The 26,206-nt window shown below is 54.2% G+C and carries 24 protein-coding genes and 5 tRNA genes; 8 read left to right on the plus strand and 21 right to left on the minus strand.

Going from position 1 to position 26,206, the window contains the following annotated elements; translation table 11 throughout:
• Positions 1-245: 245 nt before the first annotated feature.
• From rplL to HV355_RS10845, 11 genes are all read right to left on the minus strand, one after another.
• Positions 246-611, minus strand: coding sequence for a 50S ribosomal protein L7/L12 (gene rplL, locus HV355_RS10795; RefSeq protein ID WP_006176746.1), 366 nt, complete (start codon positions 609-611; stop codon positions 246-248).
• 66 nt (positions 612-677) lie between these two features.
• Complete coding sequence (gene rplJ, locus HV355_RS10800; RefSeq protein WP_001207203.1) at positions 678-1,175, minus strand: 50S ribosomal protein L10; 498 nt, start codon at positions 1,173-1,175, stop codon at positions 678-680.
• Positions 1,176-1,466: 291 nt separating this feature from the next.
• Positions 1,467-2,171 carry a 50S ribosomal protein L1 gene (gene rplA, locus HV355_RS10805; protein ID WP_006176745.1) on the minus strand — a complete coding sequence of 235 codons (705 nt, stop codon included), beginning with the start codon at positions 2,169-2,171 and terminating at the stop codon, positions 1,467-1,469.
• A 3-nt stretch (positions 2,172-2,174) separates the two neighbouring features.
• A complete protein-coding gene (gene rplK, locus HV355_RS10810) occupies positions 2,175-2,603 on the minus strand; it encodes a 50S ribosomal protein L11 (RefSeq protein ID WP_008503452.1) in 429 nt (142 codons plus the stop codon).
• Between the two features lie 156 nt (positions 2,604-2,759).
• Positions 2,760-3,305 carry a transcription termination/antitermination protein NusG gene (gene nusG, locus HV355_RS10815; protein ID WP_003862341.1) on the minus strand — a complete coding sequence of 182 codons (546 nt, stop codon included), beginning with the start codon at positions 3,303-3,305 and terminating at the stop codon, positions 2,760-2,762.
• Between the two features lies 1 nt (position 3,306).
• Entirely contained in the window at positions 3,307-3,690 is a 384-nt protein-coding gene (gene secE, locus HV355_RS10820; RefSeq protein ID WP_003862342.1) for a preprotein translocase subunit SecE, read from the minus strand.
• A 229-nt stretch (positions 3,691-3,919) separates the two neighbouring features.
• Positions 3,920-5,104, minus strand: coding sequence for an elongation factor Tu (tuf, locus tag HV355_RS10825; protein ID WP_023309456.1), 1,185 nt, complete (start codon positions 5,102-5,104; stop codon positions 3,920-3,922).
• 117 nt (positions 5,105-5,221) lie between these two features.
• Positions 5,222-5,297: transfer RNA gene (locus HV355_RS10830), tRNA-Thr, on the minus strand.
• Positions 5,298-5,303: 6 nt separating this feature from the next.
• Positions 5,304-5,378 (minus strand) — tRNA-Gly (locus HV355_RS10835).
• Between the two features lie 117 nt (positions 5,379-5,495).
• Positions 5,496-5,580 (minus strand) — tRNA-Tyr (locus HV355_RS10840).
• Between the two features lie 8 nt (positions 5,581-5,588).
• Positions 5,589-5,664: transfer RNA gene (locus HV355_RS10845), tRNA-Thr, on the minus strand.
• A gap of 318 nt (positions 5,665-5,982) precedes the next feature.
• Between HV355_RS10845 and coaA the strand changes: the two genes are divergently transcribed.
• Positions 5,983-6,936 carry a type I pantothenate kinase gene (gene coaA / locus HV355_RS10850; RefSeq protein ID WP_010426211.1) on the plus strand — a complete coding sequence of 318 codons (954 nt, stop codon included), beginning with the start codon at positions 5,983-5,985 and terminating at the stop codon, positions 6,934-6,936.
• 40 nt (positions 6,937-6,976) lie between these two features.
• Here coaA and dppF read toward each other — a convergent pair whose 3' ends face one another.
• From dppF to HV355_RS10895, 9 genes are all read right to left on the minus strand, one after another.
• Positions 6,977-7,975, minus strand: coding sequence for a dipeptide ABC transporter ATP-binding subunit DppF (gene dppF / locus HV355_RS10855; protein WP_010426213.1), 999 nt, complete (start codon positions 7,973-7,975; stop codon positions 6,977-6,979).
• On the minus strand, positions 7,972-8,955 hold the full coding sequence (gene dppD / locus HV355_RS10860; RefSeq protein ID WP_010426220.1) for a dipeptide ABC transporter ATP-binding protein: 984 nt from the start codon (positions 8,953-8,955) through the stop codon (positions 7,972-7,974). The genes dppF and dppD overlap by 4 nt, the downstream gene beginning before the upstream one ends.
• Positions 8,956-8,965: 10 nt before the next feature.
• Positions 8,966-9,868 carry a dipeptide ABC transporter permease DppC gene (dppC, locus tag HV355_RS10865; protein ID WP_182401884.1) on the minus strand — a complete coding sequence of 301 codons (903 nt, stop codon included), beginning with the start codon at positions 9,866-9,868 and terminating at the stop codon, positions 8,966-8,968.
• Between the two features lie 9 nt (positions 9,869-9,877).
• A complete protein-coding gene (gene dppB / locus HV355_RS10870; protein WP_006177810.1) occupies positions 9,878-10,897 on the minus strand; it encodes a dipeptide ABC transporter permease DppB in 1,020 nt (339 codons plus the stop codon).
• 161 nt (positions 10,898-11,058) lie between these two features.
• The gene (gene dppA / locus HV355_RS10875; protein WP_100167433.1) at positions 11,059-12,666 is read right to left on the minus strand and encodes a dipeptide ABC transporter periplasmic-binding protein DppA; all 1,608 of its coding nucleotides are present in this window, start codon (positions 12,664-12,666) and stop codon (positions 11,059-11,061) included.
• A gap of 620 nt (positions 12,667-13,286) precedes the next feature.
• A tRNA-Pro gene (locus HV355_RS10880) sits at positions 13,287-13,363 on the minus strand.
• 91 nt (positions 13,364-13,454) lie between these two features.
• Positions 13,455-15,149, minus strand: coding sequence for a kdo(2)-lipid A phosphoethanolamine 7''-transferase (gene eptB / locus HV355_RS10885; protein WP_148400228.1), 1,695 nt, complete (start codon positions 15,147-15,149; stop codon positions 13,455-13,457).
• Positions 15,150-15,389: 240 nt separating this feature from the next.
• The gene (locus HV355_RS10890; protein ID WP_182401887.1) at positions 15,390-16,592 is read right to left on the minus strand and encodes an MFS transporter; all 1,203 of its coding nucleotides are present in this window, start codon (positions 16,590-16,592) and stop codon (positions 15,390-15,392) included.
• Positions 16,593-16,830: 238 nt separating this feature from the next.
• Positions 16,831-17,529 carry an autotransporter domain-containing protein gene (locus HV355_RS10895; protein WP_182401888.1) on the minus strand — a complete coding sequence of 233 codons (699 nt, stop codon included), beginning with the start codon at positions 17,527-17,529 and terminating at the stop codon, positions 16,831-16,833.
• A 163-nt stretch (positions 17,530-17,692) separates the two neighbouring features.
• On the opposite strand from HV355_RS10895, the gene tag reads away from it, so the two are divergent.
• The gene (tag, locus tag HV355_RS10900) at positions 17,693-18,274 is read left to right on the plus strand and encodes a DNA-3-methyladenine glycosylase I (RefSeq protein ID WP_010426235.1); all 582 of its coding nucleotides are present in this window, start codon (positions 17,693-17,695) and stop codon (positions 18,272-18,274) included.
• Complete coding sequence (locus HV355_RS10905) at positions 18,252-18,698, plus strand: N-acetyltransferase (RefSeq protein ID WP_010426237.1); 447 nt, start codon at positions 18,252-18,254, stop codon at positions 18,696-18,698. The genes tag and HV355_RS10905 overlap by 23 nt, the downstream gene beginning before the upstream one ends.
• Here HV355_RS10905 and HV355_RS10910 read toward each other — a convergent pair.
• On the minus strand, positions 18,661-20,988 hold the full coding sequence (locus HV355_RS10910; RefSeq protein ID WP_120158914.1) for a molybdopterin guanine dinucleotide-containing S/N-oxide reductase: 2,328 nt from the start codon (positions 20,986-20,988) through the stop codon (positions 18,661-18,663). The two genes, HV355_RS10905 and HV355_RS10910, sit on opposite strands and share 38 nt — an antisense overlap.
• Before the next feature lie 165 nt (positions 20,989-21,153).
• On the opposite strand from HV355_RS10910, the gene HV355_RS10915 reads away from it, so the two are divergent.
• From HV355_RS10915 to HV355_RS10935, 5 genes are all read left to right on the plus strand, one after another.
• Complete coding sequence (locus HV355_RS10915) at positions 21,154-21,816, plus strand: OmpA family lipoprotein (protein ID WP_010426241.1); 663 nt, start codon at positions 21,154-21,156, stop codon at positions 21,814-21,816.
• A gap of 179 nt (positions 21,817-21,995) precedes the next feature.
• Entirely contained in the window at positions 21,996-23,012 is a 1,017-nt protein-coding gene (locus tag HV355_RS10920; RefSeq protein WP_010426243.1) for a LacI family DNA-binding transcriptional regulator, read from the plus strand.
• 99 nt (positions 23,013-23,111) lie between these two features.
• Entirely contained in the window at positions 23,112-23,861 is a 750-nt protein-coding gene (locus tag HV355_RS10925) for a sugar phosphate isomerase/epimerase (protein WP_120158915.1), read from the plus strand.
• Between the two features lie 3 nt (positions 23,862-23,864).
• A complete protein-coding gene (locus HV355_RS10930; RefSeq protein WP_100167438.1) occupies positions 23,865-24,803 on the plus strand; it encodes a sugar kinase in 939 nt (312 codons plus the stop codon).
• A 117-nt stretch (positions 24,804-24,920) separates the two neighbouring features.
• On the plus strand, positions 24,921-26,201 hold the full coding sequence (locus tag HV355_RS10935; protein WP_182401890.1) for an MFS transporter: 1,281 nt from the start codon (positions 24,921-24,923) through the stop codon (positions 26,199-26,201).
• The last annotated feature ends 5 nt before the right edge of the window (positions 26,202-26,206 follow it).

Consider the following 26,206-nt stretch of genomic DNA (forward strand, 5'->3'; position numbering starts at 1 on the left):
ACCGGAAAATTGAATACTTTCCGCAATACCTGTTGCTATCACGCTTAAATCATTTCGTCGCGATTTACACAGAGCGAGCACCCTGTCGCAATATATTAAGTCGTCGATAGAAACATGCATTGTCAGGACAACCAGCAGTCAAACAGTGTGAAATGCTACTGATGCCTTACAGCGCAAAAAGGCTGGTGACTAAAAAGTCACCAGCCATCAGCCTAATGACTTAGGCTGCAACCAGAAAAGTTGGCTTATTTAACTTCAACTTCAGCGCCAGCTTCTTCCAGAGATTTTTTCAGTGCTTCTGCGTCGTCTTTGCTCACGCCTTCTTTCAGCGCAGCTGGAGCAGATTCTACCAGGTCTTTAGCTTCTTTCAGACCCAGGCCAGTTGCGCCACGTACTGCTTTGATAACAGCAACTTTGTTAGCGCCAGCAGCTTTCAGAATTACGTCGAATTCAGTTTTTTCTTCAGCAGCTTCAGCCGGGCCCGCAGCTACAGCTACAGCAGCAGCAGCAGAAACACCGAATTTTTCTTCCATTGCAGAAATCAGTTCTACAACGTCCATTACGGACATAGCTGCAACTGCTTCAATGATTTGATCTTTAGTGATAGACATTTAAATTGTTCCTGAAAATCAGAATAAGTTTATACGTAAGCGAATGCTTTATAAAGATAACTGCGATTAAGCAGCTTCTTTCGCATCGCGAACAGCAGCCAGAGTGCGAACCAGTTTGCCAGCCGAAGCTTCTTTCATGGTTGCCATCAGGCGTGCAATTGCTTCTTCGTAGGTCGGCAGGGTTGCCAGGCGATCGATTTGCGATGCCGGGATCAACTCACCTTCAAAGGCTGCAGCTTTGACCTCAAATTTTGCATTCGCTTTCGCGAACTCTTTGAACAGACGAGCAGCAGCGCCCGGGTGTTCCATAGAGTATGCAATAAGGGTCGGACCAACAAACGTGTCTTTCAGGCACTCGAACTGAGTACCTTCAACTACGCGACGCAGCAGGGTGTTACGAACAACACGCATGTATACGCCAGCTTCACGACCTGCTTTACGCAGTTCAGTCATTTTGTCTACAGTAACGCCACGGGAATCCGCAACTACTGCAGACAGCGCGCCTTTGGCTACTTCGCTGACTTCAGCAACAATCGCTTGTTTGTCTTGAAGATTTAAAGCCATTAGCTTTGCTCCTGGATGTTTGCCGGAACTCATGTCCCGGAACTCACTTCACTCTCCCCAACGAGGAGAGCGTCTTAATACGGTGAGCAGAAACAAGCCAGAGTATTCAAAAATAATCTTAGCGTTCTGTCACCGTCTACGCAGGGGATTAAGTCTCTTGCGAAACACCTGCGGTCTTCGACGGAGGCCTGGATTAGGCCAGGCTCCAACGAACAATTCTGTTAGCCGCTAACTTTCGTTAGCAAACATGGGGGTAAGATTGTAGACAAAATCACCGCCCACGTAAAGGCATTAGTTTGCAGCAGCGCTCAGGCCAGCCTGGTCAACTGCAACACCTGCACCCATGGTGGTGGAGATGCTAACTTTCTTGATGTACACGCCTTTCGCCTGAGTTGGTTTTGCTTTTTTCAGCGCAACCAGCAGAGATTCCAGGTTTTCTTTCAGTTTGTCAGCGTCAAAGTCCACTTTACCGATGGTGGTGTGGATGATGCCGTTTTTGTCGTTACGATAACGAACCTGACCTGCTTTAGCGTTCTTAACCGCTTCAGCAACGTTAGGGGTTACAGTACCCACTTTCGGGTTTGGCATCAGGCCACGTGGACCCAGAACCTGGCCCAGCTGGCCAACAACGCGCATTGCATCTGGAGAAGCAATAACAACGTCAAAGTTCATTTCGCCTTTCTTGATCTGATCAGCCAGATCTTCCATACCTACCAGTTCAGCGCCGGCAGCTTTAGCAGCTTCAGCGTTTGCACCCTGAGCAAATACAGCTACGCGAACGGAACGGCCAGTACCGTGTGGCAGTACAGTTGCGCCACGAACGTTCTGATCGGATTTACGAGCGTCGATGCCGAGGTTAACGGCAACGTCAACGCTTTCAACGAACTTAGCAGTTGCCAGTTCTTTCAGCAGAGCGATAGCTTCGTTGATGTCGTACTGTTTGGTCGCATCAACTTTGTCACGGATCACGGACATGCGCTTGGTCAGTTTAGCCATTTCTTAGTCCTCCACTACCAGGCCCATGGAACGTGCAGTACCTTCGATTGAGCGAGTCATCGCTTCAATGTCGGCACCAGTCATGTCGGCAGCTTTGGTCTGCGCGATTTCCTGCAGCTGAGCGCGGGAAATTTTACCCACTTTGTCTTTGTTCGGTTTACCGGAACCAGACTTGATACCAGCCGCTTTCTTCAGCAGAACTGCTGCTGGAGGGGTTTTGGTAACGAAAGTGAAAGAACGGTCAGCGTAAACAGTGATTACGACTGGGATTGGCAGACCTTTTTCCAGGGATTCAGTTTTTGCGTTGAACGCTTTACAGAATTCCATGATGTTCACACCCTGCTGACCCAGAGCTGGACCAACTGGTGGACTTGGGTTCGCCATACCAGCTGCAACCTGCAGCTTGACGTAGGCTTGTACTTTCTTAGCCATTCTAAAATCCTCTGATTGGGTGATAGCGCCTCAGAGAGGCTCCCCGTGAATAAAATTCGTTTTACGGGCCGTAACCCATAAAAACAAAAGGCGCGAAATTGTATTCCAATCTCGCGCCTTGTGCAACGATTTAATCGCCGCTTTTTTGATCGCTGCTTAGGCTTTTTCGACCTGTGCAAAGTCCAGCTCTACCGGGGTCGCACGACCGAAGATAGAAACAGACACTTTCAGGCGGGACTTCTCGTAGTCCACTTCTTCAACGACGCCGTTAAAGTCAGCAAACGGACCGTCATTAACACGAACCATCTCACCCGGTTCAAACAGCGTTTTCGGACGCGGCTTATCACCCACCTGCTGCAGGCGGTTCATAATCGCATCAACTTCTTTATCGCTGATTGGCGCCGGACGGTCAGACGTGCCGCCGATAAAGCCCATCACGCGCGGTACGCTGCGCACCAGGTGCCAGCTCGCGTCGTTCATCACCATCTGAACCAGCACGTAACCCGGGAAGAATTTACGCTCGCTTTTGCGACGTTGGCCGCCACGGATCTCGACCACTTCTTCGGTCGGAACCATCACTTCGCCAAATAACTCTTCCATGTTGTGTAATTTGATATGCTCACGCAGCGACGTAGCTACGCGGCCTTCAAAACCGGAAAACGCCTGAACGACGTACCAACGCTTTTTAGGGGCTTCAGACATCTTAGAACCTCAGGCCAGTGATAAAGGAAACCAGGCGAACCAGAATACCATCCAGTCCCCACAGGATCAGTGACATTACAGCGGTAACCGCCGCTACGATCAGCGTGGTGTGCAATGTTTCCTGGCGAGTCGGCCAAATGACCTTGCGGACTTCGGTACGTGCTTCGCGAGCGAAAGCGACAGTCGCTTTGCCTTTTGTCGTCAACAGCGCGACACCACCCGCTGCAGCAATCAGAATTACCACTGCAAGCGCGCGTAGCGGCAGCATCATGTCACGATAAAGATAGTTGCCAACAATTGCCACGATCAGCAGCACGGCTACAACTACCCATTTCATCGCTTCCAGGCCGCGCCCGCTCCCTTGAGCTTCGGTATTCGCACTCATAAACCAACCTGTCAGAAGTATTCTACAAACATTTTCACCCCGCGATTGCGAGGCAAACCAAATCGAAATGCTTATTCGCTTTTCGGATTATACGCTCTCTGCAGAGCCTGTCTCAGCAATGATTATGACAAAAATAATCACTGATGAGCCAGGTTCTGATGTGAAAGCGTGCAAAAAGGGCATCAAATGATGCCCTTTTATTGCGCATTGCGTCAAATGTTATCAGCGATTAGCCGAGAACTTTAGCAACAACGCCCGCGCCAACGGTACGGCCGCCTTCACGGATTGCGAAACGCAGACCATCGTCCATCGCGATTGGGTGGATCAGAGTCACAACCATCTTGATGTTGTCGCCTGGCATTACCATCTCAACGCCTTCTGGCAGTTCGATGGTACCGGTCACGTCAGTTGTACGGAAGTAGAACTGTGGACGGTAGCCTTTGAAGAACGGAGTATGACGGCCGCCTTCGTCTTTGGACAGGATGTACACTTCAGATTCGAACTTGGTGTGTGGCTTGATTGAGCCTGGCTTCGCCAGAACCTGACCACGTTCGATTTCTTCACGTTTGATACCACGCAGCAGAACACCCACGTTCTCACCAGCACGGCCTTCGTCCAGCAGTTTGCGGAACATTTCAACGCCAGTACAGGTAGACTTAGCAGTCTCTTTGATACCAACGATTTCAACTTCTTCACCAACTTTGATGATACCGCGCTCTACACGACCGGTAACAACGGTACCACGACCGGAGATGGAGAATACGTCTTCGATTGGCAGCAGGAATGGCTTGTCAATCGCACGCTCTGGTTCTGGGATGTAAGAATCCAGGAAGCCAGCCAGTTCGATGATTTTCGCTTCCCACTCTGCGTCGCCTTCCAGCGCTTTCAGCGCGGAACCACGAACGATTGGGGTATCGTCGCCTGGGAAATCGTACTGAGACAGCAGTTCACGAACTTCCATCTCTACCAGTTCCAGCAGCTCTTCGTCATCAACCATGTCGCATTTGTTCAGGAACACGATGATGAAAGGAACGCCTACCTGACGACCCAGCAGGATGTGCTCACGAGTCTGAGGCATTGGGCCGTCAGTCGCAGCAACAACCAGGATCGCGCCGTCCATCTGCGCAGCACCGGTGATCATGTTTTTAACATAGTCGGCGTGGCCTGGGCAGTCTACGTGTGCGTAGTGGCGAGTCGGGGTGTCGTACTCAACGTGGGAGGTGTTGATGGTGATACCACGAGCTTTTTCTTCTGGTGCGTTATCGATCTGGTCGAATGCGCGAGCAGAACCACCGTAGGTTTTTGCCAGAACGGTAGTGATTGCAGCGGTCAGCGTTGTTTTACCATGGTCAACGTGGCCGATAGTACCGACGTTAACGTGCGGTTTTGTACGTTCAAACTTTTCTTTAGACATCGATTGTCCCTCTAAGACACGGATAAATCGGTGATATCACCACATCAACCAGGCGAAATGCCTGAACTGTTGAATACATTTAAATTGAAACAGAGAGAAACGGGAGGAGAAGTGAAGTGGTGCTGATACCCAGAGTCGAACTGGGGACCTCACCCTTACCAAGGGTGCGCTCTACCAACTGAGCCATATCAGCACGTATTGGAGCGGGCAGCGGGAATCGAACCCGCATCATCAGCTTGGAAGGCTGAGGTAATAGCCATTATACGATGCCCGCATCCTGAAACTCGGCTACCCAGTTCTTTCTGTAACAAAAAAAGAGATTTCTCTCTTTTCATGTTCGAGCTGGCTAATTTTTCCAACCAGCTCCGGCGGCATTTACGCTGCCAGAAAGTGGTGGTGGGGGAAGGATTCGAACCTTCGAAGTCTGTGACGGCAGATTTACAGTCTGCTCCCTTTGGCCGCTCGGGAACCCCACCGGACTTGATGGTGCCGACTACCGGAATCGAACTGGTGACCTACTGATTACAAGTCAGTTGCTCTACCTACTGAGCTAAGTCGGCATCAAGTAGCGCGCATTCTATGGAGACATGCGCAGTCATGCAACTAAAAAATTGCATAAAACGTTCTTTCGCTCACATTTTATGCGAAACCAGTGCTAACCGCTTTAAATTCATCCGCTCGCGGTCAAATATTCAACATGAACCCCTGATTTACCCCTTCTATACCGTACCGTGATACCTCCCGCGTAAAGCATCGCTTTCCCATATTTTTTCTTATTATTCCTGTCATCTGGTGTTAACCTCCTGCCCATTGTCCAAAATTAACTATGTGAAGAGCCATGACCCGGCAGTTTTGTGCTGGCTCACAGAAGCATGCTTATGAGCAAAAAAGAGCAAACGTTAATGACACCTTATCTTCACTTTAACCGCAGCCAGTGGGCTGCCCTGCGTGATTCCGTTCCCATGACGCTGACGGAAGGTGAAATCGCACGGTTAAAAGGGATAAACGAAGATCTGTCCCTGGAAGAGGTGGCAGAAATTTATCTTCCCCTCTCTCGCTTGCTTAACTTCTATATAAGCTCGAACCTCCGCCGCCAGGCGGTACTGGAACAGTTCCTCGGTACTAACGGTCAGCGTATTCCTTATATCATCAGTATCGCGGGCAGCGTGGCAGTGGGTAAAAGCACCACCGCGCGCGTGTTACAGGCGTTACTGAGCCGCTGGCCAGAACACCGCAGCGTGGAACTGATTACCACCGACGGCTTCCTGCATCCCAATGAAGTATTGAAAGAACGCGGGTTGATGAAGAAGAAGGGCTTCCCGCTCTCTTATGATATGCACCGTCTGGTGAAATTCGTCTCTGATCTGAAATCGGGCGCGCCTAACGTCACCGCGCCGGTTTACTCGCATCTGATTTACGACCGTATCCCGGATGGCGACAAAACGGTTGTGCAGCCAGACATCCTGATTCTGGAAGGGTTAAACGTGCTGCAAAGCGGGATGGATTATCCTCACGACCCGCATCACGTCTTTGTTTCCGACTTTGTTGACTTCTCTATCTATGTCGATGCGCCGGAAGATCTGCTGAAAAGCTGGTATATCAACCGCTTCCTGAAGTTCCGCGAAGGGGCGTTCACCGATCCTGATTCCTACTTCCATAATTACGCCCAGCTCTCTAAAGAAGAGGCGATCAACGTCGCAACGGGACTGTGGAATGAGATCAACTACGTGAACCTGAAAGAGAACATCCTGCCAACACGTGAGCGCGCCAGCCTGATCCTCACCAAGAGTGAGAAACACGCTGTCGACCAGATCCGTCTACGGAAGTCATAACGCAGATATAAAAAAACCGGCTTCACGCCGGTTTTTTTCTTTACGCATGCGGCTTTTCGCCATTTTCATCCTGATCGACCGCGAAGCAGGCCACCAGTTGTCCACGATAATCCTTCAACTGTGGCTGCAACTGCGTGCAGGGCCCGAAGCGTCGGCTACAGCGGGCATTGAACGCACATCCCGGAGGTGGATTCAGCGGGCTTGGCAACTCGCCGGTCAGCTTAATGCGCTCACGACGATCGTCCGGATTCAGACGCGGCGTCGCAGACAGCAGTGCCTGGGTATACGGGTGACGAGGATTATTGAAGATCTGCTCTTTCGTCCCTTTCTCCACGCAGCGCCCTAAGTACATCACCATCACTTCATCGGCAATGTGCTCCACGACAGACAAATCATGTGAAATGAACACATACGACAGCCCCAGATCCTGCTGCAGATCCATCATCAGGTTCAGCACCTGCGCACGTACGGATACGTCGAGCGCAGAAACAGGCTCATCGGCAATCACCACGTCCGGGTCAAGCATCAGACCGCGGGCGATGGCGATACGCTGACGCTGGCCGCCCGAGAACATATGCGGGTAGCGATCGTAATGCTCAGTTTTCAAACCCACTTTCGCCATCATCGCCAGCGCTTTCTCACGACGCTGCTCTTTGCTCAGGTTGCTGTTGATAAGCAAAGGCTCTTCCAGAATCTGACCCACTTTTTTGCGCGGGTTCAGTGAACCGTACGGGTTCTGGAACACAATCTGGATTTTCTGGCGACGCAGCTTCTGCGCCTGTGGGTCGTGCTTGAGCAGATCCTGCCCCTGATAGTACAGTTCGCCGCCGGTTGGCACTTCAATCATCGTCAGCAGACGGCCCAGCGTCGATTTGCCACAGCCGGACTCCCCCACCACCGCAAGCGTTTTACCGCGCTCAAGGGTAAAGGAGACACCGTCCAGCGCTTTGACCAGGCGCTCAGGAGCAAATAAGCCCTTCTTCACCGGGTAGTGTTTTTTCAGGTCGATGGCCTGCAACAGCAGTTGTTGCGTACTCATAGTGTTGGCCTCCCGGCATCATCGAGTGGATAGTGGCATTTGGACTGGCGACCGTCAGCCAGCAGATTGAGCTCTGGCTCGTCGACGCGGCATTTATCCGTCGCATACGGGCAGCGCGGGTTAAGCAGACAGCCCTGCGGACGGTCATATTTACCGGGCACAACCCCAGGAAGCGAGGCCAGACGCGCTTTATCCTGCGCAAATTCCGGCAGCGCACGCAGCAGAGCCTGCGTATACGGATGACGCGGGGCACGGAAGATATCGTGCGAACTTCCGGTCTCCACCACCTGGCCTGCATACATCACGATGATTTTGTGTGCCGCTTCAGCCACCAGCGCCAGATCGTGCGTAATCAGCACCAGCGCCATATTCTCTTTCTGCTGCAGCTCCAGCAGCAGCTCGATGATTTGCGCCTGGATGGTTACATCCAGCGCGGTTGTCGGTTCATCGGCGATCAGCAGTTTTGGCCGACAGGCAATTGCCATGGCGATCATCACGCGCTGGCTCATCCCGCCGGATAACTGGTGCGGATACACATCCAGACGCGATGCCGGATCGGGAATACCTACCTGCGTCAGCAGATCGATAGCGCGCTGACGACGGGTTTGCTTGTTCCCCCCCTGATGCACCTTGATGGCTTCCATAATCTGGAACCCCACGGTGTAACACGGGTTCAGGCTGGTCATTGGGTCCTGGAAGATCATCGCCACTTCCGCGCCCACCAGCTGGCGGCGCTGCTTCTCGGAAATGCGCTGCAGGTCCTGACCATTAAATTCCAGGCTTTCCGCCATTACGCGGCCGGGATAATCAATCAGCCCCATAATTGCCAGCGAGCTGACTGACTTGCCGGAACCAGACTCCCCTACGATACCAACCACTTCACCCTGATTTACGCTGTAGCTGATGCGGTCCACGGCGCGAAACGGTGTGCCTTCGTCGCCGAAGTGTACCGATAATTTATCTACATTTAATAACGCCATCTCGTGCCTCTTACTGCTTCAGTTTGGGATCAAGTGCATCACGCAGACCATCACCCATCAGGTTAAATGCCAGCACCGTCAGCAGAATCGCCAGACCCGGGAAGGTGACGACCCACCAGGCGCTTTGCGCGAACTGCAACACGTCGGAGAGCATAGTGCCCCACTCCGGTGTTGGCGGCTGCGCACCCATGCCAAGGAAGCCAAGAGCGGCCATATCGAGAATGGCGTTAGAGAAACCGAGCGACGCCTGAACAATCAGCGGCGCAAGGCAGTTAGGCAGAATATTGACGAACATCTGGCGCATCGCACCCGCACCCGCCACGCGAGAAGCGGTGACGTAGTCTCGATTCACCTCAACCAGGACAGCCGCACGGGTTAATCGGACATAGTGCGGCAGCGCAACGAACGTCAACGCCAGGGCAGCATTACCTATCGAAGGTCCAAAGACCGCCACCAGCACTAGCGCCAGCAGCAGGCTTGGCAACGCCAGCATGATGTCGACGATACGCATGATGACGTTATCGACGATACCGCCGAAGTAGCCAGCCACCAGGCCGAGCACAACGCCCATGATCAGCGACAGTACAACAACGAGGCAGCCCACCAGCAGCGACAGACGCGCGCCGTACATCAGACGCGACAGCACGTCACGACCCACATCATCGGTACCGAGCAGGTGCGTCAGGCTACCGCCGTCCTGCCAGGCAGGTGGCGCGAGTAGCGCATCGCGGAACTGGTCCGCCGGGTTATACGGTGCGAGGAAGTTCGCAAACACCGCAATCAGGATCATGATAACAACATACACCAGCCCTACCACCGCGCCTTTGTTGCGCTTGAAGTAGTGCCAGAACTCCTGCAGCGGCGTCATAGGAACCGGTGCAGCGACCACGTTATTTTGAGTGACTTCTGACATGACGGCCCCTTACTTCTTATGACGAATACGCGGGTTCACCACGCCGTACAGCAAATCGACCAGCAGGTTGACGAGGATAATCATCGTCGCAACCAGCAGTACACCGCCCTGCACAACCGGATAGTCACGGCGTTGCAGCGCGTCAATCAGCCAGCGACCGAGGCCCGGCCAGGAGAAGATGGTTTCCGTCAGGATCGCCCCTGCCAGCAGCGTCCCCACCTGCAGACCGATAACGGTAACGACCGGCAGCATGGCGTTACGCAGGGCATGAACGATGATCACGCGCATGCGGGTTAACCCTTTGGCACGCGCGGTACGGATGTAATCTTCGCCCAGCACTTCCAGCATGGAGGAACGGGTCATACGCACGATCACCGCCAGAGGAATGGTGCCCAGCACCATCGCAGGCAGGATCATGTGCGCGACGGCATCAATGAAGTTGCCCTCTTCGCCCCAGATAGCCGTGTCGATCAGCATAAAGCCGGTGAGCGGGTTGGTATCATCAAGGAAGACCATATCGCTGACGCGCCCGGAGACCGGGGTTAGGTTCCATTGCACGGAGACCAGCATGATCAGCATCATGCCCCACCAGAAGATAGGCATGGAGTAACCGGTCAGCGCCAGACCCACGGCGGTATGGTCAAAAATAGAGCCACGCTTAACGGCAGCCAGTACCCCAACAGGAATACCCACCGCAGTGGCGAAAATCATGGCGCAGATGCCCAGTTCCAGCGTCGCTTTGAAACGCGGCACGAACTCGTCCCACACCGGAAGACGGCTTTTGAGTGAAATCCCTAAATCACCGTGCAACACGCCCCAGATATAGTGGAGGTACTGCTGCCACATTGGCTTATCAAGGCCAAGTTCAGCCAGCAGCTGCGCATGACGCTCAGGGGAGATACCACGCTCGCCCGCCATAATCATTACCGGGTCGCCGGGGATCATATGGACGAAGGCAAAAGTGAGAAGGGTGATACCGATAAACGTCGGGATAACGAGTCCCAGACGTCGGAGGATGAACTGCAACATAACCCGGATTCTCTCTGATGACGCACGACCAGTGGCGTGACGTCTGTATTGCTCACAAATGTAAATTCCCTCTCCCTGTGGGAGAGGGTTAGGGTGAGGGGATGCATGCACGACCCTCACCCCTGCCCTCTCCCAAAGGGAGAGGGAGAACACCCTACTTATTATTCAACAGATACGTTTTCGAAGTGGTGTTTGCCCAGTGGATCAACCACGTAGCCCTTCACTTCTTTACGCACTGGCTCGTACACGGTGGAGTGAGCAACAATCAGCGCCGGGGCCTGATCGTGCATAACAACCTGCGCTTGCTTGTACAGTTCAATACGTTTGTTGTGATCGTCGGTCGCACGCGCCGGCTGGATCAGATCTTCAAACGGCTTGTAGCACCAGCGAGAGTAGTTGGAACCGTCTTTCGCTGCCGCGCAGCTGAACAGGGTGGCGAAGAAGTTGTCCGGATCCCCATTGTCGCCGGTCCAGCCCATCATCACCGCCTGGTGTTCACCCGCTTTGGCGCGCTTCAGGTACTCGCCCCACTCGTAGGTCACAATCTTGGCCTGAACGCCGATCTTCGCCCAGTCAGCCTGAACCATTTCCGCCATACGGCGCGCGTTCGGGTTATATGGACGCTGAACAGGCATTGCCCACAGTTCAACGGTAAAGCCTTTATCCTGGCCTGCTTCTTTCAGCAGCGCTTTCGCTTTCTCAGGATCGTAGGTGTAGTCTTTAATGTCGTCGTTATAGCCCCACATGGTTGGTGGGATCAGGTTCTTGGCAGCAACGCCAGCGCCCTGGTAAACGGCTTTGATGATCGCTTCTTTGTTCACCGCGTAGGTCAGCGCCTGACGCACTTTCACGTCATCAAACGGTTTCTTCTCGGTGTTGAAGGAGAGATAGCCCACGTTCAGGCCAGCCTGCTCCAGCAGGTTGATGTTCTTGTCCTGCTTCATACGAGCGATGTCAGCCGGGTTCGGGTACGGCATAACCTGACATTCGTTTTTCTGCAGTTTTGCGTAACGCACGGAAGCGTCAGGCGTGATGGAGAAGACCAGGCGGTCAATCTTCGGTTTGGTGCCCCAGAAGCCTTCGAAGGCTTTGTACAGAATGCGGGAGTCTTTCTGGTACTGCAGCAGCTGGAATGGACCGGTACCGATTGGATTCAGGTCGACTTTCTCCGGCGTACCGGCTTTCAGCATGTTGTCCGCGTACTCTTTAGAGAGGATAGAAGCGAAGTCCATGGCCAGGTCAGCCAGGAATGGCGCTTCCGGACGCGTCAGCACGAACTGAACGGTTTTATCGTCCACTTTTTTCACTTCGGCGATCAGGTCCGGCAGACCCATTCCTTCGAAGTACTCATAGCTGCCGCCAGACACTTTATGGTACGGGTTCTGGGCATTTTTCTGACGGTCGAAAGAGAACACAACGTCGTCGGCGTTAAAGTCGCGCGTTGGTTTGAATTCTTTGCTGTCCTGCCACTTCACGCCCTGACGCAGGTGGAAGGTATAGGTTTTACCGTCTTCGCTGACTTCCCACTTCTCAGCCAGACCCGGAATCACTTCCGTGGTGCCGGTTTTAAATTCAACCAGACGGTTATAGATCGGTACAGAGCTTGCGTCGTACGTCGTACCAGAGGTAAAGAGCTGTGGGTTAAAGCCTTCCGGCGAGCCTTCAGAACAGTAAACCAGGGTTTTTGCCTGTACGCTTGCTGCTACGGTCATAGCCACCAGGCTCAGACCAAGCTTTAGCATCCCTGACTTCTTCAAGGAAATACTCATTATTCTGCTCCAATGTGATGTTTTGCTTTGTTGTGTTACGCCGCCTGACCTTTATTTATTTTTTACCCGGTCTGGTCGGTGATGCCCGAAGGCTTTAAAGGGATGGAGAATCCTTTCAGAAGAGCGTTTGAGTTGCAGCGCAGATCGTCCCTGAAATGCCCCTCATGCCCTACAATCTGTCAACAGAATGTGAAAACGTCAATACAGGTGACGGGGATTTACGCGGAGTGTGAGAAACCGCAAACAAAGATTAAAAAAACCTCCAGCGCCAGTTTTCAGCAGGGAAATTTATGCTACTCGCCATGTGGCAGCACAAATATCTTCATATTTCGCAACATGTAGTGATTAACTTTTATTCAGATTGGGTAAATTTTCTTGCGGAATGGTGATTATCTGAGCACTAAATTCCGCGAACGTTAAAACGCACAGCGAAAAATGCTGAGGTTATCCATAAGCAACGCGAAAAAAGATCAATCCATATATAAAAAAATACAATGGATAATGTCACAAAATCGTTAACAGGCAGGGTGAAGCAAGGCTAAGGGGCGTTTTAATGAGTCTGGCTGGCTAACGCCATAATGCAAAAAGGGCTAACCTTGCGGTTAGCCCTTTTTTAAATGTGGTCGGCGAGAGAGGATTCGAACCTCCGACCCACTGGTCCCAAACCAGTTGCGCTACCAAGCTGCGCTACTCGCCGAATGCGGAGCGCATCTTACTGCTGAGGTGCGCCCCCGTCAATCCCTTATTTTCAAAAAGCCATTCAACTGGCGATATTCTCGCCAGAGCAGCTACTGCGCGGCTTTTGCGGTGTTATCAGGGAGTTTACACCAGTTGTTGTTTTCGTTAATTCCACCGTTCGGTGAGGTATAGCCGAGACAACCCATAATGGTATCGTACAGCTCGACGTGACGGCGCGGGACCTTGATCTCTGCCTGCTGCTTCAAATGCGCAAACATTTTGGCTTTGTCAGGGTTCTCAAGGTACTTATCCGACATCCACATGATCATCGGCACGCGGAACTGCTCCGGCGGCGCAAGCTTGCGTGGCGTACCGTGCAGGTGTTCTTTTTCGTTGATGGACTCGCCGTGGTCAGCCGCGTAGATCACAATCGCTTTCTTATCGCGAAGCTCGTCGATCACCCTGCTCAGGAACGTGTCCACATACAGAATCGAGTTGTCGTAGGCATTGATCAGCTCCTGCTTGCTGCAGTTTTTGTTAATGCCGACACACTCAGGCGTCCATTTCGCGAAATCGCGCGTATAACGCTGGTAATAGCTGTAGTGCGAGCCTTTGGTATGCAGCACGATAAGGTGCTTACCCTGCGGATGGTTTTTCAGCGACTGTTCCATCTCGGAGAGCAGCAGCATGTCATCGACATTCTTCCCACGGTTGCGCGGCTCGGCACCAATCTGCTCACGATAGGCGATGTTATCCGCCATGGTGTTGGTGTAGAACCACATCTCACTTTGCATAGCGAACAGGTCGGAGCTAAATCCAAGCTGCTTCAGAACAGCAAACACGTTCTGCTCTTTGAGGGTACGCTGCGGGTTATCGCTGGCACCGCCCTCACGCACAAACATACAGCGCAGAGAGAGCTTCGTCGCGGTATCGCAGGAGTAACCGCGGTAAGCCACGAGGTTCTTTTCCTGGGCCAGTTTTGGCGTGGTATCGCGGTCATAGCCGAGAATACCCATATGATCCCAGCGCGTGGTTTCACCGATAACAAAGACGACGTAGGTATCATCCAGCCCGTCAGCCGGTGCCACGTAATTGAATTTTTTCGTCGGATTCATCAAGGATTTTACATCACTCGATTCATCCGCCTGTGCCCAGGCATACAGGCCTAAGGCCGAGAGCCAGTTGGAGGGCAAATAAGAGTTAGCGACCACACCGCCGTAGCTTGGCATGTCGACGCCCGTCGCTTTTTCGATACGTTTTTGCTGTTTTTCCATCAAGCGAATCGGTGCCCAGACCAGTAATCCGGCCAGCAGGACAACGGCGATATTCCGGATCCGCTGCCCGCGCGTGCGCAGCTGGCGTAACAACGTATAGCGGCAGGTATTACTCCAGATAAAGAAGAGCGGTATCAGACAGGTTAAAACCGTCCAGACGATAAAGCCCTTACCTACGACCTCTTTCGAGAGATCGATATCGGTGGTCATGACTGACGCCACAATCCCATAGCCAATGACCACATTCATAAAGGTCATGTAATAACTGGCGGCGGCAGAGATAATGACAACCAGTGAAGCCAGAATTTGCCACGGGCGTCGGCCAAAAAGGGAAAGCAGACGTAACAGGAAGAAGGTAGCGAGGATGGAACCGAACACTTCAATTGCAGCAAAAATTCCATTTCTTACGGTGAGGTGCTCGAAATAACCTTCCACTCGTCTGAACAGCACCGCGCCATTCAGAAACAAACCGATATAGACAGCCAGCATCAGACACAATCTTTGCTGGGTAAGAGACCTAATGTATTTCATGCAAACAACCCTGGGGGAAGGGGTATAGAGACCCGCCGACTCTCATCGAGAAAACAGACAGAGTAAGTATGTGCGTAGGAAAGCGTTATCAGAAACGTCTACAAGCGCGGTAAGTAGACCACAGCGGGAGAGAAAAGTGGCAGCAGAGAATGTGATCCGTGCAAATTTTTACAAAAAAGCAAGTCAGGAAGCGTATCCCTCAGCGCAAAAAAAGAGGCCATTACGGCCTCTTCTTATTCGTTACGCATGCGCTTCGCTAAATACTTCTCGCTGCGGCTGACGAATCGTCGTCGACAGCGCCAGGGAAATAATCAGCAAGGCAAATATCACGCAGAAGGTCACATAGAACCCGCCGAACAATGAAGCAATTAACGAACCGCAGATACTGCCGATCCCGAAGCCCAGATAGATGACGCCGTAGTTTTTTGCCAGATTGTTCAGGCCAAAGAACTCGCTCACCAGAGACGGGAAGACGGTAATGGTGCCGCCAAAGTTAAAGGCCACGCAGGCAATCGCGGCAAAGAAAGTGGCCTCATTCAGCGGTGCAAACAGCAGCGCCGCCATGCCCACCAGCGAAACCACCTGCCCTATCGTAATGACCCGGATACGGGCAATTTTATCAGACAGAATACCGAGCACCAGACGGCCCGAGAGGTTGGCAATAGAAATCACGGTGACCGCATTCGCCGCCGTGGCCGCATCCAGTTTCACCATGCCCTGCGCGATATCTTTCGCCACGCCAATGACATACAGACCGCTCATGCAGGCCGTCAGGAACATCACCGCCAGCATCCAGTACTGTGGTTTGCGCATGGACTGAGCCAGGGTGAAGTCGTTTTCCACCACACCGTTAACGGATTTCACTTCCTGCTGCGGCGCATCGGCCATCAGCGTTGCACCGAACAGAATCATCACCAGAACGATAACGCCCCAGATCATAAAGGTTTTTTCGAGGCCAACGGAGGCCAGCAAATGGGAATCGATAAATTTGAACCCGAGGCTGCCCAAACCATATGAACCGATGGCAAACGCAGAGATCAAACCTTTACGCTCCGGGAACCACTTCACGCAGTTCGACAGCGTCAGCAGATAACCAGCACCGTCTGCCAGACCCACCAGCACCCCGGCGCTCAGCCAGAGCATCATCAGGTTGTTGGAATGCGCCGTCAGGAAAAAGCCCACGCCCAGCAGGATCCCGGACGCCATGGTGACGCGCTTAACGCCAAAGCGCTCCTGCAGTTTGCCCGCGACGGAAGAGGAAAGCGCCAGCCCCAGGCTCAGCAGGCCGAAAGAGAACGCCACCTGGCTCACCGGTGCACCGAGCTTATCGGAAAGCGCACTGTTGAACAGGCTCCAGGTGTAGACCGAGCCCAGCGCGAACTGGGTGACGATAGTGCCGAAAAGCGTGAGCCAGCGCGTACGGTTATAAGTTGAAGTGTTCATGGCAGTTGTCCTGCAAGAGAAATTAAGGAAGTTCGCTGAGGACAACAATAAACAAAACCTTATTACCGCTGGGGTAAAACGGCATGAAATGCAGGAGGAACGGAATGAAATGCCTGGAATCGGGAATGAATGACCTTGCCGGGGAACGACATGCACAATTGTTAGTGCTCGCTATCGCGACAAGGCGCGCCGTTATTGTATTTAAGATGTTATCGCAACGTTGGAAAAAGTGACAACTTTAAAAGTTTGCACTCACACCCAGGGTGTACATGAACTCCTCGCCCGTCGTGGTGTTTTCCCCCTGAGCCAATGACGCATAGGCCGCCATATGGGTTGTAAACGGCATATCCGTTCCGACGGTCACGTCCATCCAGCTGCTGTTTTGTGCAATAGCAGGCGTCTGCGACATGCCGAACTGAGACTTCCACTGGTTCTCGCCAACCTGCTGATTGAAACTGACCTGCGCCCAGGGCCGAAGATCGCCATATTGCGTATCCACGCGCCAGCCCAGGCTGCTCACGCTGGCATGCCAGAGCGGATCGGTCAGCCCCTGCGTCGTCACGCTATCGCCGAATTCATTAATCATCATGGGTGCCGTGCCATCGTAACGCCACGCCATCACCGGGCCGGTTGTTATATTTCCCGCCAGCGGAAAATTCCAGCCCACGCTCATACTGCCTTCCGCTGTCGGGCCAGAAGGCGAATTCAGGGCAAGCCCAGGTCCAGTTTGCGAAGTCTTAATACGTTCAGCCAGAATGTCTTCATAACGCGGTTGGTGATCCGCATCCCATGTATAGCGTTCCGCCGTATTACTTTGTGCGTCTGAAACGATATATTCCTGTTGCCAGGCAGATACTGTGTGACAAAAAAACAACCACGCTGAAATCCCCACCAGGCCAGAAACAGCATGGCGACCACTGATTTTTTTTATCATCATCAAAGCGACTCCAGAAAGAGCCAATTTCGGCGATATTTATCGTTGTTCAGGAAGAGGTTAACGGGCATATAGCCCTGTATTAACTATTGTCTTTAAAGTAGACACGTCAAGCCTGACGAAATGAAATTTTTTGCGATAACCGTGTGAATAAGGGAGATAACCTATGCAACGTTGCGGCTGGGTAAGCCAGGATCAGCTCTATATCGACTATCACGATCGTGAATGGGGCATACCGGAAACGGATGGCAAAAAACTGTTTGAAATGATCTGCCTTGAAGGCCAGCAGGCGGGTTTGTCATGGATTACCGTACTGAAAAAACGGGAAAATTACCGCAACGCCTTCCACCAGTTCGATCCTGTCGCCGTCGCCGCCATGACCGAAGAGGATGTCGAACGACTGGTACTGGACGCTGGTATCATTCGTCATCGCGGGAAAATCCAGGCCATCATCGGCAATGCACGCGCTTACCTGGCGATGGAGCAAAACGGCGAGTCATTTTCAGAATTTGTCTGGTCTTTTGTGAATGACACGCCACACGTCACGCAGGCCGCTACGCTCGGGGAGATCCCCGCCTCCACACCCGCTTCAGATGCACTCTCTAAGGCGCTGAAAAAACGCGGTTTTAAATTTGTGGGCAGCACCATCTGTTACGCCTTTATGCAAGCCTGTGGGCTGGTCAACGATCATATTACGGGCTGCTTCTGTCATCCGGGAGGCCACCATGATCCGCAAATGGCAAAGTGAAAATACCGATCCGCTCCTGAGTCTGTGGCTAGCAAGCACCACGGAGGCGCATCCGTTTATCGATGCAAACTACTGGAAAGAGAACGAAGCCATGGTGCGGGAGGTTTACCTGCCGTCGGCGGAAACCTGGGTCTGGGAACAGGACGGAAAGCCGTGCGGATTTATCAGCGTGATGCAGTCGCAGTTTGTCGGCGCGCTGTTTGTCGCACCGTCGTACATCGGGAAAGGCATCGGGCGGGCGCTGCTGAACCATGTTCAACAGCGCTTTCCGCATTTAAGCCTGGAGGTGTACCAGAAAAATGTCCGGGCAGTGAATTTCTACCATGCGCAGGGTTTTCGCATTGAAGATAGCGCCTGGCAGGATGATACCCAACACCCGACGTGGATCATGAGCTGGCAGGCGGATCAAACGCCGTTAACGTAAGCGCTGGCCCCTGGTATTTCTCGACCCATGCCAGCGCCGTATTCCCCGCGCAGCCATTCCCCAGCTTCGAGCTGGGGAGATCTTTGGTCAGCACGTTAACCGCCCCGTTTTTACAGATACCGCCTTCGCTCAGGTCCAGATCCGGCCATGCCCCCTGGTGAATGCAGATAACGCCCGGCTTAATCCCGTCGCTCACCACCGCTCCCGCCAGCACCTGTCCGCGCCCGTTCCAGACGCGCACCACATCGCCATCTGCGATTCCACGTGCTTTCGCATCTTCGGAATGCAGGGTAATGGGCTCGCGCCCAGCAACCGCATACTGCTCGCGCAGTGACGTATAGTTCAGCTGGCTGTGCAGGCGGTGCGCCGGATGGGCAGATAAGATCTGAAGCTGCCCCGGCTGCGCGTTGCCGTGCCATTCGTCTGGCTCCAGCCACATGGGGTGCGGTGGGCAATCAGCATAGCCAAAGCCTGCAATGCGCTCGCTGAAGAGAACGATTTTCCCGCTTTCGGTTTTTAGCGGATGGTTCTCCGGGTCGCGGCGGAAATCAGCGAAACGGACAAACTGCGCATTTTGCTCGCTCTCCGGCATTTCGAAGATGCCGTTCGCTTCCCAGAACTCAGCAAACGGCGGCAGCGTCACCCCTTGGGCTGCGCCACGCTGGGCCGCAATCTGGTAGAAGGTTTCCAGCCATTCCAGATCCGTTTTGCCTTCGGTAAAACGCTCGCGCCCGCCCGCTTCCCAGCGCTCGCTCAGTTCCGCAAAGACGTCAAAATCATCACGCGCTTCATCGCGCGGTGCGACAACACGCTTCATTGGCACCATGTGCTGGTTGCTGTAGTCGCCGGTCATGGTGAGATCGTTACGCTCAAACGACGTGGTCGCAGGCAGCACAATATCGGCATGCTTAGCCGAGCCGGTCCAGAAGCACTCGGAAATGACCACCAGCTCCGGCTTCTGCCAGGCGCGGATCAGGCGGTTGGTGTCCTGATGGTGTGTGAAGTTCGACCCGCCCGCCCACCAGACAAATTTAATATCCGGGAAGTGGCGGTCCAGACCGTTGTGCTGATAAAAACCGCCCGGGTTTTCCAGAGCTTCAACAATGCGCGCCACCGGGATTTTATCCACGGCATCCACGCCGCCCTGCACCGAGCCCTGCAGAGACGCCAGCACCGCCGCTTTACGCGTTGGGTTACCGCCGTTCGCAAAGTGATAGGAGAGACCAAAACCACCGCCCGGCGTGCCAATCTGCCCAAGCATTGCGGCAAGGGTCACCAGCATCCAGTGCTTCTGCTCGCCAAACTGCTGGCGCTGCATTCCCCAGCCGGACATTAACATGGTGGTATTTTTATGGAACAACGCCGCCAGTTCGCGGAGTTTACCCGCAGGAACGCCACAAATCTCTGCTGCCCATTCCGCTGTTTTAGCCACCCCATCGGATTCACCCGTCAGGTAGTCGGCAAATTTATCGAAACCGGTGGTACAACGCGCCAGGAATTCCGCATCGTGCCAACCGTTTTCTACCAGCGTATGGGCGATACCCAGCATCATCGCCACGTCGGTGCCCATATGCGGGGCAATCCACTCGGCGCTGTCGCCGAAGAAATCCATGGTTTCCGAACGCATTGGGTCAATACAGAGGATGCGCTTGCCGCTTTTGCGCAGCGCGTCGAAATATGACACGCCCTGCTCATCGGACGCATTCCAGGCAATTTTCAGAGTGTTGAGGGGGTTAGCGCTCCACAGCACAACCACATCAGTATGTTCCAGCACCAGCGGCCAGCTGGTCTGCTGTTGGTAGACCTCATTCCCGCCCACGACATACGGCATAATCGCCTGCGCCGCACCGGTGGAGTAATCTCCCAAATGCCCGGTATAGCCCCCGGCCAGACTCATATAGCGCTGCAGCAGCGTCGAGGCCTTATGCAGCACGCCGTTCGAACGCCAGCCGTAAGAGCCAGCAAAAATGGACGACGGACCATAGCTATCACGGATACGTTTATGCTGGGTGTGAATCAATGCCAGCGCCTCATCCCAGCTCACGCGGACAAACTCATCCTGTCCCCGAATACCTTGCGGTTTGTCTGGCGAAGCCAGATAACCTTTACGCACCATCGGCCAGCGCACGCGCGTTTTGCTATGCACCTGATCGCGAACGACAGTCTGTAACGAGTTGGGATGCTGTGTTGGCAGTGCCCCGCGGGACGACAGGACAGTTTCCCCGTCGGTTTCGACCAGCATGGGTCCCCAGTGGGCGGCGGTCAGAATGGTTTTGGTTGAGGTGCTCAAAGCGTGCGCTCCTGGTTGCGTGCAGGTTTACGGCCTTCTTAATTGAGGCGATTTATGGTTTGTCACAAATTTCAGAGTTATACACTGAATTTTCTCCGTATCTGGACGTCATAATCAACTGCCACGCTCGCCGTGGCAAAGAATAAAAAGGATTAAGGAAATAAGATGAAAAAACGCGTACTCGTTATTGCCGCTCTGGTGAGCGGTGCACTGGCTGTTTCTGGCTGCACAACTAACCCTTACACCGGTGAACGCGAAGCGGGTAAATCCGGCATCGGCGCGGGCATCGGCTCGCTGGTTGGGGCAGGCGTTGGGGCACTCTCTTCCTCCAAGAAAGATCGCGGTAAAGGCGCACTGATTGGCGCAGCAGCAGGTGCAGCACTGGGCGGCGGCGTCGGTTATTACATGGATGTGCAGGAAGCGAAACTGCGCGACAAAATGAAAGGCACAGGCGTGAGCGTCACGCGCAGCGGCGACAACATCATCCTGAACATGCCAAACAACGTGACCTTTGACAGCAGCAGCGCAACGCTGAAACCAGCAGGCGCAAACACCCTGACCGGCGTGGCGATGGTGCTGAAAGAGTACAATAAAACCGCCGTTAACGTGATTGGCTATACCGACAGTACCGGCAGCCAGGATCTGAACATGCGTCTGTCTCAGCAGCGCGCCGATTCCGTGGCCAGCTCGCTGATCGCCCAGGGTGTTGAAGCGAACCGTATCCGCACCAGCGGCATGGGTCCGGCAAATCCGATTGCCAGCAACAGCACGGCGGAAGGCAAAGCACAGAACCGTCGCGTAGAGATTACGTTAAGCCCAATTCAGTAGGTAAAAGCAAAACGGCAACCCCGTTGCCGTTTTTAGTGTTTGCGCCCTCTCCCGTGGGAGAGAGTTGGGGTGAGGGCACCAGACCGCAACCTCCGGTAAGCGCAGCGACACCGGGCAAATTACTTGATTCGCCAGATTTTCCCGCTAAGGTATTCTCACTAAATTCAGGGAAATCAGCGATGAGCAAACCAACCCGGGCCACCATCAGCGACGTTGCGAAAGCCGCCAAAACCGGTAAAACCAGCATTTCGCGCTATCTCAACGGTGAGAAACACCTGCTGTCCGACGCGCTGCTCGCCCGCATTGAACAGGCCATTGCCGAACTCGACTATCGCCCAAGCCTTATGGCGCGCGGCCTGAAACGCGGCAGAACTCGCCTGATTGGTCTGATCATCGCCGATATCACCAACCCCTACTCCGTCAACGTGCTCAGCGGCATCGAAGCCGCCTGTCGCGAAAAAGGCTTTACGCCGCTGGTCTGTAACACCAACAATGAGGTCGATCAGGAGCTGCACTATCTGGATTTGCTACGCAGCTACCAGGTGGAAGGTATTGTGGTGAATGCCGTGGGCATGCGTGAAGAAGGGCTCAACCGGCTGCAGCAGTCTTCGCTGCCAATGGTGCTTATCGACCGCAAAATCCCGGAATTTGCCTGCGATGTCGTCGGGCTGGATAACACGCAGGCGGCCACTACAGCCACCGAGCACCTCATCGAACAGGGTTTTGAAGCGGTCCTTTTCCTGAGTGAACCGTTGGGAATGGTCAACACGCGTCGCGAGCGCTTAAGCGCCTTTCGCGCCACGCTGGACCGCTATCCCGGCGTGATCGCCGAAAATGCCGAAACGCCGCTGCATGAAGCTGACCAGATTGACAATACCCTTCGCCAGTTCCACACGCGCCACCGTGGAATGCGTAAAGCCGTCATCTCCGCAAACGGGGCGCTAACGCTCCAGGTTGCCCGCTCCCTCAAGCGCATTGGCCTGCACTGGGGAAGTGATATCGGCCTGCTGGGTTTCGATGAGCTTGAGTGGGCAGAGCTGGCTGGCGTCGGCATCACCACGCTCAAGCAACCCACGTGGCAAATCGGCTATGCCGCTGTTGAACAGGTGGTTCGCCGTATTGAAGGTGCCAGCGACGCCGTGCGTGAACAGGTCTTCTCTGGCGAACTGATCGTTCGCGGCTCTACCGCCCGCTAACTCCCTTCGTGACAGCGATCATAAATTCAACATCCCGATCTTTTCTTTGGAACCGGTTCCATCTAGCGTAATACTATCGATTACGCGATGGAGTCTGGTATGAGCAGGAAAATAATGGTGGTCACCGCCGCTTATGGCGCGGACCAGGTGCGGCAGGCCGGTGGTCAACGCGCAATGCTTCCCGTCATTGCGGGCGCAGGCGCGGACGGTGTAGAAATCCGCCGCGAGCTGTTCAACAGCGAAGAGCTGCTGGCGCTGCCTGCGCTGGGTGAGTCCATCGAACTACTGGGTCTGCTGGCATGCTATTCCGCACCCGCCGCCCTGTTTATGCCCAACGGAACGCTCAACCCTGACCTCCCCCGCTATCTGGCCGAAGCCACCGCGCTCAACGCGCTGTGGTTGAAAGTCTCGCTGGGTCATTTCAACGATAAACAGCCGCTTGAAGCTTTACGCGCGATGCTGAATGAAAGCGGTATGACGCTGGTGGTGGAAAATGACCAGACCGACTGCGGCCAGCTCGCGCCCATGCAGCGCTTCAAAGCCGCCTGCCGGGTGATGGCATTGCCCGTCACCCTGACGTTCGATATGGGCAACTGGCTGTGGGTGGGCGATTCCCCCGAAGAAGCCGCGCGTCATCTGGCTCCGGCCGTGAGCTATATCCACGTTAAGGCCGCCGTTCCGCATAAGGAGCAGTTCCGCGCCATTGCGCCGGACCGCGCGGAATCACGCTGGCTGGACCTGCTTAATCAGCTTCCTGCCGATGCCCCGCGCGGTATCGAATTCCCCCTGGAGGGGGCAGATTTAACTGCCGTTACCCGCCACTACGTTAACCTGCTGCGCGAGGAGTAAACCATGCAAAAGACGCTGGATGTAATCACTATCGGCGAAGCCATGGCGATGTTTGTGGCCACCGAAACGGGCGACCTGAGCGCGGTAGAACACTTTATGAAACGCGTGGCGGGTGCAGAGCTGAACGTCGCCACGGGCCTGGCGCGCCTGGGCCTGAACGTCGGCTGGGTGAGTCGCGTAGGGGACGACAGTTTTGGCCATTTCGTTCTCGATTCACTGAAAAAAGAGGGAATTGATGCCGCAGGCGTCACGCTCGACGGACGTTTCGCAACGGGCTTTCAGCTGAAATCTAAAGTCGAAAATGGAACCGATCCCATCGTAGAGTATTTCCGTAAAGGATCGGCCGCAAGCCATCTCTCCGTGGAGGATTACCACGCCCACTATTTTGCCTCCGCGCGCCATCTGCACCTCAGCGGCGTGGCGGCAGCGCTGTCTGCCAGCTCGTATGCGTTGCTGGACCATGCGGCAACAGCCATGAAGTCTCAGGGTAAAACGATCTCTTTCGATCCTAATTTGCGCCCGGTGCTGTGGAAAAGCGAAGCGGAAATGGTCGAAAAGCTGAACCGTCTGGCGTTCCAGGCTGACTGGGTTCTGCCGGGCCTGAAAGAAGGGATGATCCTGACGGGTGAAAAGACGCCGGAAGGCATTGCCGATTTCTACCTGAATAACGGGGTAAAAGCGGTGGTGCTGAAGACCGGTGCCGATGGCGCATGGTTTAAAACGGCCAACGGGGAACAGGGCGCGGTCGCGGCGGTGAAGGTTGAGAACGTGGTCGACACCGTCGGCGCGGGCGATGGCTTTGCCGTGGGCGTCATTAGCGCCCTGCTGGAAGGCAAACCGCTGCAGCAGGCCGTTGCGCGTGGCAACAAGATTGGCTCGCTGGCGATTCAGGTGCAGGGCGACAGCGAAGGATTACCAACGCGAGCAGAGCTCGGCGTTTAAATTCCCTCTCCCCGTGGGAGAGGGCCAGGGTGAGGGCAACAGGCCGCACCAAATAATTAAGCCACCGTGTACCCTACAGACAACGGCGGTAACAACCTCAACAACAGAGGCAAGCCTATGAACAGTTCGACCAATGCAGTAAAACGCTGGTGGTACATCATGCCAATCGTGTTTATCACGTACAGCCTGGCGTACCTCGATCGTGCTAACTTCAGTTTCGCATCCGCTGCGGGGATCACCGAAGACCTCGGTATCACCAAAGGTGTATCCTCCCTGCTCGGCGCCCTTTTCTTCCTCGGCTACTTCTTCTTCCAGATCCCCGGCGCGATTTACGCGGAACGCCGCAGCGTGCGCAAGCTGATCTTCGTCTGCCTGATCCTGTGGGGCGCCTGCGCGTCACTGACCGGCATGGTAAACAACATTCCTGCTCTGGCCGCCATTCGCTTTATTCTCGGCGTCGTTGAAGCGGCGGTCATGCCGGCGATGCTGATTTACATCAGTAACTGGTTTACCAAATCTGAACGCTCGCGCGCGAATACCTTCCTGATCCTCGGCAACCCGGTAACGGTACTGTGGATGTCGGTGGTGTCTGGCTACCTGATCCAGTCCTTCGGCTGGCGCGAAATGTTTATCATCGAAGGGGTGCCAGCAGTGATCTGGGCATTCTGCTGGTGGGTGCTGGTGAAGGATAAACCTGCCCAGGCGAAATGGCTTTCCGAAGATGAAAAAGCCGCGCTGCAGGCTCAGTTGGACAAAGAGCAGCAGGGTCTGAAGGCGGTTCGCAACTACGGTGAAGCCTTCCGCTCTCGCAACGTGATCCTGCTGTGCGCGCAATATTTTACCTGGAGCATTGGCGTATATGGCTTCGTACTGTGGCTGCCGTCAATTATCCGCAGCGGTGGCGACAATCTTGGCATGGTCGAAGTGGGCTGGCTGTCATCCGTGCCTTATCTGGCTGCCACCATCGCGATGATTATCGCTTCCTGGGCATCGGACAAACTGCAAAATCGTAAGCTGTTCGTCTGGCCCCTGCTGCTCATCGCTGCCTTTGCCTTCATTGGCTCCTGGGCCGTTGGTGCGAACCATTTCTGGGTCTCTTATACGCTGCTGGTGATTGCGGGTGCAGCGATGTACGCCCCGTATGGTCCGTTCTTTGCCATCATTCCGGAAATGCTGCCGCGTAATGTGGCAGGCGGCGCGATGGCGCTGATTAACAGCATGGGCGCGCTGGGGTCGTTCTGTGGTTCCTGGTTTGTGGGCTATCTGAACGGTGCAACCGGCAGCCCGTCAGCGTCGTACATCTTTATGGGGGTGGCGCTTTTCGCCTCGGTATGGCTTACTCTGATCGTTAAGCCTGCTAATAATCAACAGCTTCCCGTCGGCGCACGACACGCCTGAAACCT

The organism is Enterobacter sp. RHBSTW-01064 (genome assembly GCF_014103035.1).
Lineage (GTDB): Bacteria > Pseudomonadota > Gammaproteobacteria > Enterobacterales > Enterobacteriaceae > Enterobacter > Enterobacter mori.